The organism is Nostoc sp. FACHB-152 (assembly GCF_014697475.1).
GTDB lineage: Bacteria > Cyanobacteriota > Cyanobacteriia > Cyanobacteriales > Nostocaceae > Nostoc_B.
The window spans coordinates 1-15468 of the sequence record NZ_JACJRV010000117.1 but is presented as its reverse complement, the minus strand read 5'-3'; the positions used below and the strand labels follow the sequence as shown (position 1 = coordinate 15468).

At 40.6% G+C, this 15468-nt stretch carries 14 protein-coding genes and 1 pseudogene; 11 read left to right on the top strand and 4 right to left on the bottom strand.

The features are described from left to right. Positions 1 to 118 precede the first annotated feature (118 nt). Positions 119 to 2833, top strand: a complete 2715-nt coding sequence (locus H6G76_RS33885; RefSeq protein WP_190710582.1) for a HEAT repeat domain-containing protein — start codon at positions 119 to 121, stop codon at positions 2831 to 2833. A 300-nt stretch (positions 2834 to 3133) separates the two neighbouring features. Here the strand turns inward: H6G76_RS33885 and H6G76_RS33880 are convergent. After that, a pseudogene (locus tag H6G76_RS33880) lies at positions 3134 to 3330 on the bottom strand (DUF433 domain-containing protein). 208 nt (positions 3331 to 3538) lie between these two features. Between H6G76_RS33880 and H6G76_RS33875 the strand changes: the two are divergent. Beyond that, on the top strand, positions 3539 to 4441 hold the full coding sequence (locus tag H6G76_RS33875; protein ID WP_190710580.1) for an ABC transporter ATP-binding protein: 903 nt from the start codon (positions 3539 to 3541) through the stop codon (positions 4439 to 4441). A gap of 2 nt (positions 4442 to 4443) precedes the next feature. On the opposite strand, the gene H6G76_RS33870 is transcribed toward H6G76_RS33875, so the two are convergent. Next, on the bottom strand, positions 4444 to 5124 hold the full coding sequence (locus H6G76_RS33870; RefSeq protein WP_190710578.1) for a tetratricopeptide repeat protein: 681 nt from the start codon (positions 5122 to 5124) through the stop codon (positions 4444 to 4446). A 439-nt stretch (positions 5125 to 5563) separates the two neighbouring features. Here H6G76_RS33870 and H6G76_RS33865 point away from each other — a divergent pair, with 439 nt between their 5' ends. The 3 genes from H6G76_RS33865 to H6G76_RS33855 all read left to right on the top strand — a co-directional run bounded on the left by H6G76_RS33865 (position 5564) and on the right by H6G76_RS33855 (position 8174). Further along, a complete protein-coding gene (locus H6G76_RS33865) occupies positions 5564 to 5890 on the top strand; it encodes a YbjQ family protein (protein ID WP_190710576.1) in 327 nt (108 codons plus the stop codon). 355 nt (positions 5891 to 6245) lie between these two features. Further along, positions 6246 to 6881: a hypothetical protein gene (locus H6G76_RS33860; RefSeq protein WP_190710574.1), complete on the top strand. Its 636-nt coding sequence runs from the start codon at positions 6246 to 6248 to the stop codon at positions 6879 to 6881. 285 nt (positions 6882 to 7166) lie between these two features. Then, positions 7167 to 8174 carry a glycosyltransferase family 2 protein gene (locus H6G76_RS33855; protein WP_190710572.1) on the top strand — a complete coding sequence of 336 codons (1008 nt, stop codon included), beginning with the start codon at positions 7167 to 7169 and terminating at the stop codon, positions 8172 to 8174. A 108-nt stretch (positions 8175 to 8282) separates the two neighbouring features. Here H6G76_RS33855 and H6G76_RS33850 read toward each other — a convergent pair whose 3' ends face one another. Beyond that, a complete protein-coding gene (locus H6G76_RS33850) occupies positions 8283 to 8543 on the bottom strand; it encodes a hypothetical protein (protein WP_190710570.1) in 261 nt (86 codons plus the stop codon). A 156-nt stretch (positions 8544 to 8699) separates the two neighbouring features. Further along, the gene (gene sufR / locus H6G76_RS33845; protein WP_190710568.1) at positions 8700 to 9392 is read right to left on the bottom strand and encodes an iron-sulfur cluster biosynthesis transcriptional regulator SufR; all 693 of its coding nucleotides are present in this window, start codon (positions 9390 to 9392) and stop codon (positions 8700 to 8702) included. A 225-nt stretch (positions 9393 to 9617) separates the two neighbouring features. Between sufR and sufB the strand changes: the two genes are divergently transcribed. From sufB to H6G76_RS38335, 6 genes are all read left to right on the top strand, one after another. Next, complete coding sequence (gene sufB / locus H6G76_RS33840) at positions 9618 to 11057, top strand: Fe-S cluster assembly protein SufB (RefSeq protein WP_190710567.1); 1440 nt, start codon at positions 9618 to 9620, stop codon at positions 11055 to 11057. 71 nt (positions 11058 to 11128) lie between these two features. After that, entirely contained in the window at positions 11129 to 11917 is a 789-nt protein-coding gene (sufC, locus tag H6G76_RS33835; RefSeq protein WP_190710565.1) for a Fe-S cluster assembly ATPase SufC, read from the top strand. After that, positions 11917 to 13278 carry a Fe-S cluster assembly protein SufD gene (gene sufD, locus H6G76_RS33830; RefSeq protein ID WP_190710563.1) on the top strand — a complete coding sequence of 454 codons (1362 nt, stop codon included), beginning with the start codon at positions 11917 to 11919 and terminating at the stop codon, positions 13276 to 13278. Before sufC ends, sufD begins: the two co-directional genes overlap by 1 nt. Positions 13279 to 13303: 25 nt before the next feature. Beyond that, positions 13304 to 14590: a cysteine desulfurase gene (locus H6G76_RS33825; RefSeq protein ID WP_190710586.1), complete on the top strand. Its 1287-nt coding sequence runs from the start codon at positions 13304 to 13306 to the stop codon at positions 14588 to 14590. A 103-nt stretch (positions 14591 to 14693) separates the two neighbouring features. Further along, positions 14694 to 15206 (top strand): hypothetical protein, encoded by a 513-nt coding sequence (locus H6G76_RS33820; RefSeq protein ID WP_242056644.1) that lies wholly within the window; start codon positions 14694 to 14696, stop codon positions 15204 to 15206. Continuing rightward, on the top strand, positions 15172 to 15354 hold the full coding sequence (locus H6G76_RS38335) for a DUF5063 domain-containing protein (protein ID WP_190710584.1): 183 nt from the start codon (positions 15172 to 15174) through the stop codon (positions 15352 to 15354). Before H6G76_RS33820 ends, H6G76_RS38335 begins: the two co-directional genes overlap by 35 nt. Positions 15355 to 15468 lie beyond the last annotated feature (114 nt).

Sequence of the window (15468 nt, the reverse complement as noted above, 5' to 3'; positions counted from 1 at the left end):
TTAAATAGAGCTTATTGCGAATAAATGCTCTTTTTCTTTTACCACAAATTGCTACACTCTTTGTAAGATAAGCATTCTAGACCATTTTGTCCCCCCGCAAGCTCTGAGACAGGCGCGGGTGGTTTTAACTTGTCGGTTAAATGTTTGGGATGCCCAGGTTAATAATACACTCACAGGATTTGATACTTATAAAACTCAAGAGTTTAAACCAGAACAAATTGATGAATTTATTCATCAGTGGTTTGAGCGTGCTGGTAGTTTACCAAAAGGAAAGACACTACAGGATAAATTAAAAGCACCTCAACATGAAAATATTCGGAAATTGGTGACAAATCCTCTGCGGTTGTCGCTGTTGTGTCAGACATTTTATTTGGATAATCAGGGAGAATTACCAGAAACAAAAGCAGCACTTTACGATAGGTTTACCCGTTATTTTTATGGATGGAAATCAGAGTTATTTTCTGAGTTGTGTAACTCTGATGATTTAAAGGATGAATTACACCAAGCTTTAAGCAAATTAGCTTTTGCAGGTATTAACAGTAGTGCGCGGTTTCGCTTGCGGCGTAGTTTAGCACGTCAAGAAATGGGCGAGAGACTATTTAAATTAGCTTGTGATGTTGGCTGGTTAAATTTAGTAGACAGAGTAGCTGAAACTGATGAAGAAGTTTATGCTTTTTTTCATCCTAACTTTCAAGAATATTTTGCTGCGTTAAAGGTTAATGATTGGCATGAGTTTCTGAATCATCTTCCCCACAACCCAGCACAAGGAACTTACCGCATTTTTGAACCGCAGTGGCGAGAGGTAATTTTGCTGTGGTTTGGTCAGAGAGAGAAGAAACTAAAACAACAGCAGCAAGATTTTGTTAATGCTTTGGTCAATTTTAAAGATGGATGTGGTAGTTGGGACAGGGAAGATATAGACAAAGGTTTTTATGAGTATCAAGCCTTCTTTTTAGCGGCTGTGGTAATTGCCGAGTTTAAAGATTGTTCTCAAGCAGATGAAATAGTAAAGAAAATAGTTACCTGGGGCTGTGGTAATTTCAAAGATGTGATTGAGAATGAAGCCCAGACTACACTACAACAAACAAACCCCACAAAAGCGATCGCCGCTTTGGTGCAACTGCTGCAATCAAAAGATGTGGATTACTCCACCCGTGGGCAGGCAGCAGATAGCTTAGAGAAAATCGGCACAGGCAATCAAGATGCGATCGCCGCTTTGGTGCAACTGCTGCAATCATCTAATGTAGATTACTTCATCCGTATACAGGCAGTATCAATCTTAGGGAAAATCGGCGCAGGCAATCAAGATGTGATCGCGGCAGCGGTGATGGGACTGCTGCAATCATCTGATGTGGATGAGGATATCCGTAAGCAGGCAGCAGCAAGCTTAGGGGAAATCGGCACAGGCAATCAAGATGCGATCACCGCTTTAGTACAACTGCTGCAATCATCTGATGTACATTACTTCTTCCGTATGCAGGTAGCATCAAGCTTAGGGAAAATTGGCACAGGCAATCAAGATGTGATCACCGCCTTGGTGCAACTGCTGCAATCATCTGATGTGGATGAGGATATCCGTAAGCAGGCAGCAGCAAGCTTAGGGGAAATCGGCACAGGCAATCAAGATGCGATCACCGCCTTGGTGCAACTGCTGCAATTATCTCGTGTGGATGAATACACCCGTAGGCAGGCAGTATATAGCTTAGGGAATATCAGCACAGGCAATCAAGATGCGATCATGGCATTGGTGCAACTGCTGCAATCATCTGATGTGGATAAAAACACTTGTAGGCAGGCAATAAAAAGCTTAAGGAAAATCGGCATAGGCAATCAAGATGTGATCGCCACATTGGTACAACTGCTGCAATCATCTGATGTGGATAAGGATATTCGTAGGCAGGCAGCAGATAGCTTAGGGAAAATCGGCACAGGCAATCAAGAAGCGATCGCCGCATTGGTGCAACTGCTGCAATCAAAAGATGTGGATAACGACACCCGTAGGCAGGCAGCATCAAGCTTAGGGGAAATCGGCACAGGCAATCAAGATGCGATCGCCGCATTGGTGCAACTGCTGCAATCAAATGATGTGGATAAGTCCACCCGTAGGCGGGCAGCAGATAGCTTAGGGGAAATCGACCCAGGCAATCAAGATGCGATCGCCGCATTGGTGCAACTGCTGCAATCAAATGATGTGGATGAGGACACCCGTAGGCGGGCAGCATCTAGCTTAGGGAAAGTTATACAAGACAATCAGCATCGGTCTTTCGCTGTCGCAGGTTTAAAAGATTCTTTGCAATTTGATGATAACTACAAGGTCATCTGGGAATGTTCTCAGAATATGCCTTATCCCGATTTCTACCAAGCTTGGCATCAAAGAAATTGTGAAGAAATCAGTCATAACCATCTTGACTTACCCCAAGGCTTGCAAGCTGCAATTAAAAATGACCCTCAACTTAGCCAAAACATTCACTTAATCTGTATCGACACCAGCAAATTCATCGACCCAGATAACCCAGCCAGCAAAATTTACACTGCAATAGTCAAAGCTGGCTATCTTAAATGTCCAGATGGTACGCCGACAACAATGGCTGAACTGCAAACCTATTGGGAATTACTAGAAACTAACAAGCGAGTGGTTTTAGTATTTCACCCAGGCGCGGCTAATACTACAAGTGAGGCGACATACAGCAAAGCGTTTCTCAACGCCATTACCAAATTTGAGGGTGCAATTTGTTTTATTAGCGACCCCATACCAAACTACAACACCCTCAAAGTTTTTACACCCAACCAATCAGTTGATGACATTTTAGAATGGTTGCAGCCTAGTCGATGATATTTGTTCGTTAGATCACTAAGTTGTGTAGTTAGATCACTAAGTTGTGTAGTTAGATCACTAAGTCGTGTAGTTAGATCACTAAGTCGTGTAGTTAGATCACTAAGTTCTGTCGTTAGATCACTAAGTTGTGTAGTTAGATCACTAAGTTCTGTCGTGACGAGAGTTGATCTATTTGTAGCAAATGCTTATATTACCAATTATAGTAATTGCATAAGCATTTACTATAATTGCTCATGTATCTATGTACAAGTGCTGGAAATTTATTAACAATCGCTTGAGTTGTTATGGTTTAAATTCTTATTGATACAGAGTAGAGGCAAGTGCCTCATAAATATCAGCTTCTTTCAAATAGGGATAAGCTTTAATAATATTGCTATTGCTGTGTCCAGATGCCATTAAGCCGACAATAGTACCAACCGTGACACGCATTCCCGAATATAGGGTTTACCACCCATCACCTCTGGATTGCGGGTAATTGTGGTGATATTTTGCATGGTTGCGGCCTCGTAGGCAATGAAACTTCGTGTCCCGGAGGAAAGTGAGTATCCAATAGTTTGTCCTTTTTCAGTTGAGCAAATTCTTGATGAGGATTTCTACGGACTGTAATCGCTTGAGTAAATTAGTTTAGCAGAAGTTTTGAAAGCTATGGTTCCCATTGCAATGGTAGTCTATGTGATGAACTCATCTAAGTAAGCTACCCCCATGACTGCTGCTGTTCTGCTCGATAATGTTTACAAGTATTACAACAAAGTCCCTGTAGTTAATGATTTATCATTTGCGATCGCACCAGGAGAAATATTTGCTCTACTTGGCCCTAATGGTGCAGGCAAATCTACAACCATACGAATGTTAACTACACTGACAAAACCATCCCAAGGACGTATCGAAGTAGCTGGGTATGATGTGGTGAACCAACCGATACAGGCAAAACAGAGTATTGGTGTAGTCTTACAGCAAACTAGTGTGGATGGTGATTTAAGCGTTTGGGAAAATATGGAACTGCATGGGCGGCTACATCATATAGCCAACCCACAGCGACAACGACTAATTAATCAGTGGCTAGACTATGTTGAACTAGCAGACAGAAGGGATGATTTAGTCAAAACCCTGTCTGGAGGAATGAAACGACGGTTGCAGATAGCTAGAGCGTTACTGCATCGACCGCAAATTTTGTTTCTCGATGAACCGACAGTCGGATTAGATCCACAAACTAGAAGACGGCTTTGGGAAATTATTCGAGATTTGAATAAGCAAGGAATGACAATTTTACTAACAACTCATTACATGGATGAGGTCGAGTATTTATGTGGAGCATTTGAATCTGCTCAACCAGGACGCATCGGTATTATGGATAACGGCAAACTTATCTCTTTAGGAACGCTCCAACAATTGCGTTCTGCTCACGGTGAAGGTCTGGTCATGAAACAACTGGGTGTTACCGAAGCGGGGAATGACAGCGTGCGACGCTGGGAATATCTATTTTTCCCTTCTCTAGATGAAGCAAACACCTATCTCAATCAACAGCCTGATAAAACCGGAATGATGGTGCGTCCCTCCAATTTAGAAGATATTTTTGTTGAACTAACTGGAAGACAGCTAGATTAACTTTAACCTCCTAACTCCCGCAGCATAGCTTCTACTCTGTCAACTCCATCTGAGTTATTTTGTCTTTGATACAAATTACGAGCTTTTTCTAGCAAGCTATTTGCTTGCTTTGTTTGACGGCGTTGTTTATACATTGAAGCCATAAACTCATATATCTGTGGATTATTCCGATCTATGCCAATAGCTTGCTCATACGCCCAATTTGCTGCTTCATAATCACCTAAACGCGCTTGGGTGGCTCCTAATCCTATATAGGCGTTAACATTGTTGCGATTTAGTTGAATGGCACGGCGATAGGCATCTCTAGACCCTTTGGTATCACCCAAGTTACCTTTGATGTAACCTACAGCATAAAAGAAATCACTATTGTCAGGGTCAAGACCCAGCGCCCGACGATAAGCAACTAACGCCGCCTGAAAATTTCCTTGTTGGGCATACAAGTAACCCATCCCAGAATGTACTTTGGCATTTTTGGGGTCAAGAGATGCGGCTCTTTGATAGACAGCGATCGCTCCATTATAATCGCCAGCATCAACTAGCCTCCGTCCTTCCTCAAACAGTTCCTTTAATTCCGGGTTTTTCGCCTGTGCAACTATAACCCCAGCAGTAGCCCTTGCAGGAATAATAGCAGCACTGCATCCTAATAACAGAACACTAACTACGAATGATATACGCTTGTACACAGTAAATTTCCTGAACTTATAACAAACTTTTTTTCTTGTACATTAAAACAAAAATATTGCTTTTTGAAAACTGTATTTATGCGCTTTTATAAAATATTAATAATTTGTGAACTACAAGGTTATAAATGACATCCTACTGCTAGAGTTTATACTTAACTATAGATTCACTAGTATAAAAAATTAAGTAGAACCCACATTTCATCCTCAAGGTTATTAACATCATACTTAACTTTTTTGAATAGTAATTCTCGTTTGATTTACCACTATCTACTATTAAGTAACTTTAGCCTCTCAATGTTACACATTAATTTATTGAATAGAATGTAATATATTATTCTTTACAATAGTTACAAATAAATGTAATCCTTGTTATCTCTATCTAAAAGCAGTTTATAAAACCTATTTGATTTATATTATTTACTATCTGTGAGGGTAATTTATGATATTAACTACCACTGATGTGATTCAAGGGGCAGTTATTGATTCCTATTTAGGTATTGTGACTGCGGAAGTTGTCTACGGCAGCAATTTCTTACGTGATTTTTTTGCTAGCATTCGGGATGTAATTGGTGGACGTACTGGTAGCTACGAACGCCTATTTGAAGAAGGTCAAAGAAAAGCTCTGGCAGAATTAGAACAACGAGCGCAGCGTTTAGGAGCCAATGCTGTCATTGGGATTGAAATCGATACCGGCACAATCAATGTTGACCAATCAGGAGTTCTAATGCTAATTACTGCTACTGGCACGGCAGTCAGAATGCGTTAGTATATGTACCTCCAGCCCAATGGAATTTTTAATAGTATCTTGGCAATAGCTAATAGGTAATATTTCCTTCACAATTACCTATTAGTTACTTTTCTTTAACCAGTGTAGAATTTAATTTAGTTAAAGTTGGCTTGATAATTTAGCTTAAATAGTTAAAATTTTGAAAAAAGTAAAATTTTTATGATTTTTGACTCAAATATAGAAATATTAATTAATTTATTTATTCTTACTCAAGATAGATCAACTAACTCTTTCTCCTGGTAGATATTAAAAAGTGAAAATAGCAATTTAATTTGAAACGTAAGCACAAAATATAGCAAAAGCTTTACTTAAATGGTAAGGGAGTAAATAAACTATGTCATACGTAAATCGCGCAGGTGACGAGATTGTATCTGAACCTGCGGTAGTAGGTAGAGCGGCCGATTATCATGACCTCGTTCGCTGGGGCCCTATAATTTCTGGTGTTTTAATTGCCTTAGCTTCTCAATTAATCTTAAGTGCCTTCTTTGCCGCTATCGGAGCAGGTAGAGTTGCAGACTCAGGCGCGCCTCGAACAATAGCACCCGATGTAGCTGGTAACGTTGGAATTTGGTCAACTATTGCTTTGTTGCTTTCTTTATTCATTGGTGGATGGATAACAAGCCGTGCTTGTGGCCCTATGAACCGCAATACTGCTTTGCTAAATGGTGCAATTCTTTGGGCTACTACTTTGGCACTTAGCTCTTGGTTATTAGCAAGCGGTGTATCCGGTGCTTTTGGTATTGCTGCTTCTAACGCTGGAGACGTTATTAACCAAGTACAACAGTCTGGTGGCTTGTCAATTCCACAAAACGTACCTAATGTAACTGCTCAACAAACTCGTGAAGCTGCTGCTGCAACCTCAAAAGGCTTATGGTGGTTTGTTCTTGGTTCTTTATTAAGTTTAGCCGCCTCAATGATAGGTGCTATTGCTGGAGTTCGTAGCCCTCGCACAAACACTTACCGTACTTAAAAAATTTTTTGACAACTGAATTTTATCAATATGAGGAAGCACCTGAATTAAGGTGCTTTTATGTTCTAATAGCCTTTGCAGTGGAGACATAGTATTGCCATGTCTCTTCTACTTTAATTTTATATATCTTTAAAAAGAATCTGATTCTTAAAATTTTTATAGACAAAAACTACATCTTATATTTAATAAATTACTTAGAAAAACCCAAAGGAAATTTACATTATTTCTTATCAATCAGCATATACTCGGAGAATCATATATAAATTAAATTGCTACTTAAGTTAGATGTTAGAACCAAAAGTTACAGTTGTCGTAATTCCACAAGAACGCTTTAGTTATACAAAATTTTCTTTAGAAAAAATTTATAGATATACTGGTATTCCCTTTAAATTAATATATATAGATAACAACTCACCTCAACCAATCAAACGTTATTTAGTAGAACAATCACAGGCAAAAGGCTTTCACCTAATTCGTACAGAAAAATATTTATCTCCTAATCAATCACGTAACTTGGCATTGGCTAATGTTGATACTGAGTATGTAGTATTCATTGATAATGATGTTCAAGTCACACCTGGTTGGTTACGGAAACTTGTAAAGTGTGCTGAAGAAACCAATGCTTGGGTTGTCGGGCCACTATTATTAGATAGTGTCTACGGCAAACTTATATTAAATAGTGTGCAAGGCAAACTTAAAAAACAAAATATTCACATAGCTGGTGGCTATTGCCGATTTCAAGAGAAAAACGGTAAAACAGATTTATACGAACAACGACGCTTTGCCAAAAATTCTGTACCTACAGTTAGTTCAAACTTACAACGAGAAACTACAGAATTAATAGAATTTCACTGCTTTTTAGTACGGACTGCCATTTTTAAACAGATAGGCTACTTTGATGAAAAATTAATGAGTATAGCCGAAGAATCTGATTTTTGCTTAACAGTACGTAATGCTGGTGGAACAATTTATTTTGAGCCAGATAGTGTAGTAATTTATGTTTTACCAGCATGGCTGCAATGGTATGACTTACCTTATTTCTTGTTACGTTGGAGCGATAGTTGGAATAAAGCTTCTCTAAATTATTTTCAACAAAAATGGAGTTTGTCTGAAGATAGCCAATTTATCAGCCTTGGTTACAAGTGGGCAAATCGCCATCGACTTGTGCCTTTACAATCTATCCCAGATATTATGTTAAAAATTTTACCTTGGCAGAAAACAAGAATTTCAGATTTACCTGTGTTTTCGAGATTTTATCGCAAGTTCTTTAACTCGAACTTTTGTGAAGAATAAACGCTAAATAAATTAAGTATTCTTTAGGGGATAGGGGTATAGTTGTGTAAGAGAATCATCTTATTTACTCTCATACAGCTATACCCTTTCTTTTAATTGTTAACCAACTTACCACTTCAAAAATGACGCTTCGATTCCTTGTTCTCGTCTAATCTTGCTGTCTTGTTCAAACCAATTAATTATTTGTTGGGTTGTTAAGTTTTCAATAGTCACATTGTAATCTTGGGCAATATGTTGTAAAAGTTTGTGTGATGAAATAGTTAATCTGGTTAAGAATTTTTCAGGAGAAGAAAGCAAAGCCGCATCAACTTTTGCTGATTCTTCTAAAGATAAAAACTGTGTTGATGGTTGCTGTGATGGTAATTCCATAAGTTAGTCAATAGTCAATAGTCATTGGTCAATAGTGGTGAGTAAGATATTTTTCCTATGTATCTTTGCTGCCCTAGTTTTTGACTTAATGATTAGTAAAATTTATCACTATTTGGCTATGAGCCTTGACCTAATCTTGATTTCAATAGAAATTTATTAATTTTGTTTTTGTTTGCGAGCTTGAACTAAATAACCACAGCGATGTTCACCATTGATAATCCAGTGGGTACGTTCTACTGTGCAGTCTGGTAGTACAGCCGCAAACATTTCCAATTCATGGCCGCAAACGCTAGGAAAAGATTCAGCGACGTTGGAAATCGCACAATTATGTTCTATCAAAACAAAGCGATCGCCCACTGCGGAATCATCTGATTCTACAGAGTGATATTCTGCCATGAAACCTTCCGCTTTTCGCAACTGGACTAAGGTTTCCACCCGTTCTTTTAAGGAACCGTTACCTAAGCGATCGCGGTACTCTTGGGCTTTGCGTTCCCATTGCTTTTGTAAAATCGTTTTCATTTTGTCGTGTCCGACAGTTTCGGCTAAGGTATCCAGCAGCGAAACTGCAAATTCACCGTAACCATCACCAAAGCGATCGCTCGCTGTCCGATGTAGGCGATCGCGTCCTTGACGACTCAATTGATAGATATGCTGCGGTCGCCCCATTCCCGCTTGTGTCGTTGACGCATAAACAATCAATTCTTCCGCCTCCAAATCTTTGAGGTGGCGGCGAATCGCTTGAGGGCTAACATTTAAAACTTCAGAAAGCTCAAAAGCCGTTGCTTGTGAGTGTTTCAGCAGATATTCGAGGATCTCTTGCTTAGTTGAGGACTGGTGGATAGTCGCCATCGTCGTCCCAAAATTTTTTTTGAAAATTTGACTTAAACAACATCATTGTTGTTAATCTAGCGTAAAATGAAGATACATTAAACAACAACTATGTTGTTTTATTCTCCATCCTCATTCTAACAGCCGTGTGAACCACTCGGTGACGCAAGACTGGCATCGGCAAGAACCCAGCCCGTCTTCCATCCTTAAAGAGAGACCATTTCGGAACACGAGAGATTACTACCGATGAGTGCCACTGTCAAATCCCTAGTCAACCAACCTTACAAGTACGGCTTTATTACAGATATTGAAGCCGACACTATTCCGCGTGGACTAAGTGAAGACGTTGTTCGCTTGATTTCCGCGAAGAAGAACGAGCCGGAATTCATGCTGGAGTTTCGTTTGAGAGCCTATCGTCAGTGGCAAAAAATGACGGAACCAACCTGGCCCAGCGTCAAGTATCCGCCAATTAACTATCAGGATATCATTTACTACTCAGCACCGAAGCAAAAGAAAGAAAAACTCAACAGCTTAGACGAAGTAGATCCTACCCTGCTGGAAACCTTCGAGAAGTTAGGTATTCCCCTGTCTGAACAAAAGCGGCTGGCAAATGTCGCCGTAGATGCAATTTTCGATAGTGTTTCTGTCGCTACAACCTTTAAAGAAAAACTAGCTAAAGATGGCGTTATCTTCTGTTCCATTTCCGAAGCACTGCGCGAACACCCAGAATTAATCAAAAAATATCTGGGTAGCGTTGTTCCCATTGCTGACAACTACTTTGCAGCCTTAAACGCCGCCGTTTTCAGTGATGGTTCTTTTGTCTACATTCCTAAAGGTGTGAAATGCCCAATGGAATTGTCTACCTACTTCCGCATCAACTCTGGCGATACGGGACAATTTGAACGGACTTTGATTGTCGCCGAAGAAGGTAGCTATGTTTCTTACTTAGAAGGTTGCACCGCGCCAATGTATGACAGCAACCAACTCCACGCCGCAGTGGTAGAACTTGTAGCCCTTGATAACGCGGAAATCAAATACTCTACCGTGCAGAACTGGTACGCAGGCGATGCTAACGGTAAAGGCGGTATTTACAACTTCGTTACCAAGCGCGGCTTGTGTCAAGGTGTGAATTCTAAGATTTCCTGGACACAGGTAGAAACTGGTTCAGCGATTACTTGGAAGTATCCTAGCTGTGTGTTGGTAGGCGATAACTCTGTGGGTGAGTTCTACTCGGTGGCGTTAACCAACAATATGCAGCAAGCCGACACCGGAACAAAGATGATTCACATCGGCAAAAATACTCGCAGTACGATTATTTCTAAAGGAATCTCCGCAGGTAATTCTAGTAATAGCTATCGCGGTTTGGTGAAAATTAACCCGAAGGCTGAAGGCGCGAGAAATTATTCTCAGTGCGACTCAATGTTAATTGGGGATAATGCCCACGCCAATACTTTCCCTTATATTCAAGTTCAAAATAAAGCTGCGAAAGTGGAGCATGAAGCTTCGACTTCTAAAATTGGGGAAGATCAGCTATTTTTCTTTGCTCAACGCGGCATTTCTTCAGAAGATGCGATTTCGATGATGATTAGCGGCTTCTGTAAGGATGTTTTTAATCAGCTACCAATGGAGTTTGCGGTGGAGGCTGATAAGTTGTTGAGTCTGAAGTTGGAAGGTAGTGTGGGTTAGGTTTTAACGCAGAGGGGCGCGAAGGTACGCGCAAAGGTACGCGGAGAGAAGAAAGAGAAGAGAGAGAGAACATGATTATTGAAAATAGTGCAGTTGTGCTGTCGGTGAAAGATTTGACGGCTGAGGTTGATGGTACGCCGATTCTGAAGGGTGTGAATTTGGAAGTTCGCGCTGGAGAGATTCATGCAATCATGGGGCCGAATGGTTCTGGGAAGAGTACTTTTTCTAAGGTATTGTCGGGACATCCAGCGTATACGGTGACTGGTGGTGAGGTGATTTTCCAAGGGCAAAACCTGTTGGAAATGGAGCCGGAAGAACGCGCTAGGGCTGGGGTGTTTTTGGCGTTTCAATATCCGCTAGAGATTCCTGGTGTGAGCAATTTGGATTTCTTGCGGGTGGCGTATAATTCTCGTCGCAAGGCGCAGGGTTTGGAAGAGGTAGACGCGTTTGATTTTGATGATTTGATTGAGGAAAAGTTGGATGTGGTGAAGATGGATGCAGCTTTCCTCAACCGCAGTGTGAATGAAGGTTTTTCTGGTGGTGAGAAAAAGCGGAATGAAATTCTGCAAATGGCTTTGTTAGAACCAAAGTTGGCAATTCTGGATGAAACAGATTCAGGTTTAGATATTGATGCGCTGAAGATTGTTGCTAATGGGGTGAATCAATTGACTAGCCCAGAAAATGCGACGATTATGATTACCCACTACCAACGCTTGCTGAACTATATTGTGCCGGATTTCGTTCATGTGATGGCGCGGGGCAAAATTCTCACCAGTGGCGGTAAGGAACTGGCGTTAGAGTTAGAGTCGCGCGGTTATGACTGGATTTTGGAGGAAACTGCTGTTGAGGTGGGTGTGTAATGTCTATTCAAGTTTCTCCTAGTGCTATTCCTAACTCTGATGCAGTCAGTTTGGTGTCTTCTTTGCTGGATAGAGATGCTTATTTAACCCAGTTGTTAAATCAAGTAAGTGTATCCCAAGCAGATGGGTTAGAGGAATTACGCCAACAAGCTGCAAATTGGGTACGTCATTCAACTATCCCCACCACCCGCGAGGAAGAATGGCGATTTACTGATTTGTCAGATTTGCGGGGTGTGGAATTTCACAAGGCGCAGCCAGTTAGTAATGTAGCGGCGTTAAATTTCAACTCTTTAACAGATAATCGGTTGGTGTTTGTTAACGGTGTTTATGCGCCGGAGTTATCTGCTGTCAATTTATCTGATGGTATTGTAGTTGGTAATTTAACTGGTTTATCAACTGAACGCGATCGCCTGAATAAATATCTCGCTCAAGCTGAGGGAGCTTTGGAAGTATTCACGGCTCTCAATACTGCTGGGTTGACTGATGCAGCAGTTGTATGGGTGGGTAAAAATGTCGTAGTTGATACACCTATTCATCTGCTGTTTATTTCGGTTGCTGGCGAGACGGCGACTATTTCTCAGCCGCGCTGTTTGGTGGTGGCGGAAACTGGTTCGCAGGTGAGTTTTATTGAGGAATTTACGAACCGCAGAGACACAGAGAGCGCAGAGGGAAGGAGTTATTTTACTAATGCGGTGACGGAAGTTTGGGTTGGTGAAAATGCTGCGGTAAATCATACTAGGGTTGAGCGAGAAGGCTCAGAGGCGTTTCACATTGGGAAGACTGCGGTTAACCAAGCTCGTTATAGTCGCTATACCTGTAATGCTTTTACTTTAGGTGCAAAGCTATCGCGGCATAATTTAGAAATTTTGCAAACTGGTGAGCAAACCGAAACCACGCTCAACGGTTTGGCGATGATAGCTGGTAAGCAAGTGGCGGATACTCATAGTGCGATCGCTCTCAATTATCCTTATGGTAAAAGTGAACAATTGCACAAATGTATTGTTGGCGATCGCGCTCATGCAGTATTCAATGGTAAAGTATTTGTACCTAAGCCAGCACAGTTAACTGACGCAGCGCAGTTAAATCGCAATTTACTGCTATCGTCAAAGGCGCGAGTAGACACCAAACCCCAATTAGAAATTACCGCCGATAACGTGAAATGCGCTCACGGTGCAACTGTGAGTCAGTTAGAAGATGATGAAATCTTCTATTTGCAAAGTCGGGGAATTGATGAAAACGCAGCGCGTAATTTATTAATTAACGCCTTTGCCGCCGAAATCATCAACAAAGTTCCAGTTTCTTCTCTTAGAGACATATTGCTAAACACAGTCACTAGCTTTAAGTCTTTGACTATTGACTAATGACCATTGACTATTGACTATTACAATGACTTTTACAGCTACCAAAACCCTTGCCGATAAAGTCCGCGCTGACTTCCCGATATTACATCAGGAAGTCAACGGTAAACCCTTGGTTTATCTTGATAATGCGGCAACATCGCAAAAACCTTTGCTCGTATTAAATGCCCTGCGGAGTTATTACGAGCAATATAATGCGAATGTGCATCGAGGCGCACATACCCTCAGCGCAAAAGCTACAGATGCTTATGAAACAGCACGAGATAAAGTTGCTAAATTTATTAATGCTGCATCTCGTCAAGAAATTGTTTACACCCGCAACGCCAGCGAAGCAATTAATTTAGTTGCTTATAGCTGGGGTATGAACAATTTGCAGCCAGGAGATGAAATTATTCTGTCGGTGATGGAACACCACAGTAATATTGTGCCTTGGCAATTTGTGGCGCAAAAAACGGGTGCAGTTCTAAAATTTGTTGAACTAACACCAGAACAAACTTTTGATTTAGAACAGTTTAAACAACTGATTTCTGAGAAAACAAAACTGGTTTCAATTGTTCATGTTTCTAACACTTTGGGTTGTATAAACCCAGTGAAGGAAATCGCTGATATTGCTCACAGATACGGTGCGAAATTCTTAGTTGATGCTTGTCAAAGTGTGCCTCACATGAAAGTCGATGTCCAAGAAATAGGCTGTGATTGGTTGGTAGCTTCGGGACACAAAATGTGTGCGCCAACAGGGATAGGCTTTTTATATGGCAAGCTGGAATTGTTAGAATCTATGCCACCATTTTTTGGTGGTGGCGAAATGATTGCCGAGGTGTATTTAGATCATTCTACCTATGCCGAATTGCCCCATAAATTTGAAGCTGGGACACCTGCAATTGGGGAAGCGATCGCCCTCGGTGCTGCGATAGACTATCTATCAAGTATTGGTATGGATAAAATTCATGCCTACGAAGCCGAGTTAACTGCTTATTTGTTCCAACAATTAGAAAAAATACCCCAAATTAAGATTTACGGCCCCAAACCTGATGCGAATGGTGTTCGCGTAGCGTCTCCGCTAGGAGAAGGTAGAGCGGCGTTAGCTGCATTCACAGCCGGAGAAGTCCACCCCAACGACTTATCTACATTATTAGATCAAGAAGGCGTTGCCATTCGTTCAGGACACCACTGTACTCAACCATTACACCGCTATTTAGATTTGCCAGGAACCGCACGGGTAAGTTTTTCTTTCTACAATACCCGTGAAGAAATTGACGTATTCATCAAAGCACTAAAGGAAACCCTTGACTTCTTTGCTGGTATCTTCGGTTAACTTTAGCCAATATTCTCATAATAATTGTGTCAAATGTCAGTTTTACTAGTGGCTGATAATTGGCACAATTTGTTTATGTGAATGATTTACCGGAGTCGCCGAAATGTCATACAGTGACTTTACGTTAGATAAAGTTAGGAAAACCTTTGGCTTAACTATTGCCGATAAAATTGATTTATTTGTATCTGTTCCTGAAATAGAAACTCCTACATTACTTACAGAACTATTACGAGAGAATATTCCTTTAGCACTTGCTAGTAATACAGAAAAATCTCGCTCAGAGATGATTATTGCGCCAATATTAATTGCTGTTAGAAAATATTTCGATAATCAGATAAGTTTATTTTCCGGAATTGATTTTTCTGTTGATGTAGAAAAAGGACTAAATGGTAATTGCGATTTTATTATTAGCCGTTCACCAGAGTTACTAATTGTGAATGCACCAGTTGTCACCATTGTTGAAGCGAAAAAAGAAAATATTAACGCAGGTTTAGGACAGTGCGTAGCTGAAATGATAGCAGCTAAATTATTTAATGAGCAGGAAGGTAATAATATCAAAACAATTTATGGCACTGTAACAACTGGAACCAACTGGAAATTTCTTAAATTTAACTGATATTTATCTAGACCTGAAGAAAGGGCTAATACTTTATGAGCATAGTTACTTCATAGAAGCATTATGGGAATGGCGGTTTCATTTTGAGATTCATTGGGGCGCTCATTTAGTTGGAGCGCAAAGAGCAATTCACAATTATTTTTCGTAGTAAGAACCTTATATATAGCGTTTCCCTATCTAATGAAGTACACTCAATCAAATAAAGCTGTGTATCTTAATTAAGGATAAAAGTGAAAGCATATTCCCTAGATTTACGCCAAAA

Bases quoted from the DNA above. Each gene is read 5' to 3' on its own strand.
- H6G76_RS33875 (WP_190710580.1), top strand. From the start codon at position 3,539: ATGACTGCTGCTGTTCTGCTCGATAATGTTTACAAGTATTACAACAAA.
- H6G76_RS33865 (WP_190710576.1), top strand. From the start codon at position 5,564: ATGATATTAACTACCACTGATGTGATTCAAGGGGCAGTTATTGATTCC.
- H6G76_RS33860 (WP_190710574.1), top strand. From the start codon at position 6,246: ATGTCATACGTAAATCGCGCAGGTGACGAGATTGTATCTGAACCTGCG.
- H6G76_RS33855 (WP_190710572.1), top strand. From the start codon at position 7,167: ATGTTAGAACCAAAAGTTACAGTTGTCGTAATTCCACAAGAACGCTTT.
- H6G76_RS33850 (WP_190710570.1), bottom strand. From the start codon at position 8,543: ATGGAATTACCATCACAGCAACCATCAACACAGTTTTTATCTTTAGAA.
- sufR (WP_190710568.1), bottom strand. From the start codon at position 9,392: ATGGCGACTATCCACCAGTCCTCAACTAAGCAAGAGATCCTCGAATAT.
- sufB (WP_190710567.1), top strand. From the start codon at position 9,618: ATGAGTGCCACTGTCAAATCCCTAGTCAACCAACCTTACAAGTACGGC.
- sufC (WP_190710565.1), top strand. From the start codon at position 11,129: ATGATTATTGAAAATAGTGCAGTTGTGCTGTCGGTGAAAGATTTGACG.
- sufD (WP_190710563.1), top strand. From the start codon at position 11,917: ATGTCTATTCAAGTTTCTCCTAGTGCTATTCCTAACTCTGATGCAGTC.
- H6G76_RS33825 (WP_190710586.1), top strand. From the start codon at position 13,304: ATGACTTTTACAGCTACCAAAACCCTTGCCGATAAAGTCCGCGCTGAC.
- H6G76_RS33820 (WP_242056644.1), top strand. From the start codon at position 14,694: ATGTCATACAGTGACTTTACGTTAGATAAAGTTAGGAAAACCTTTGGC.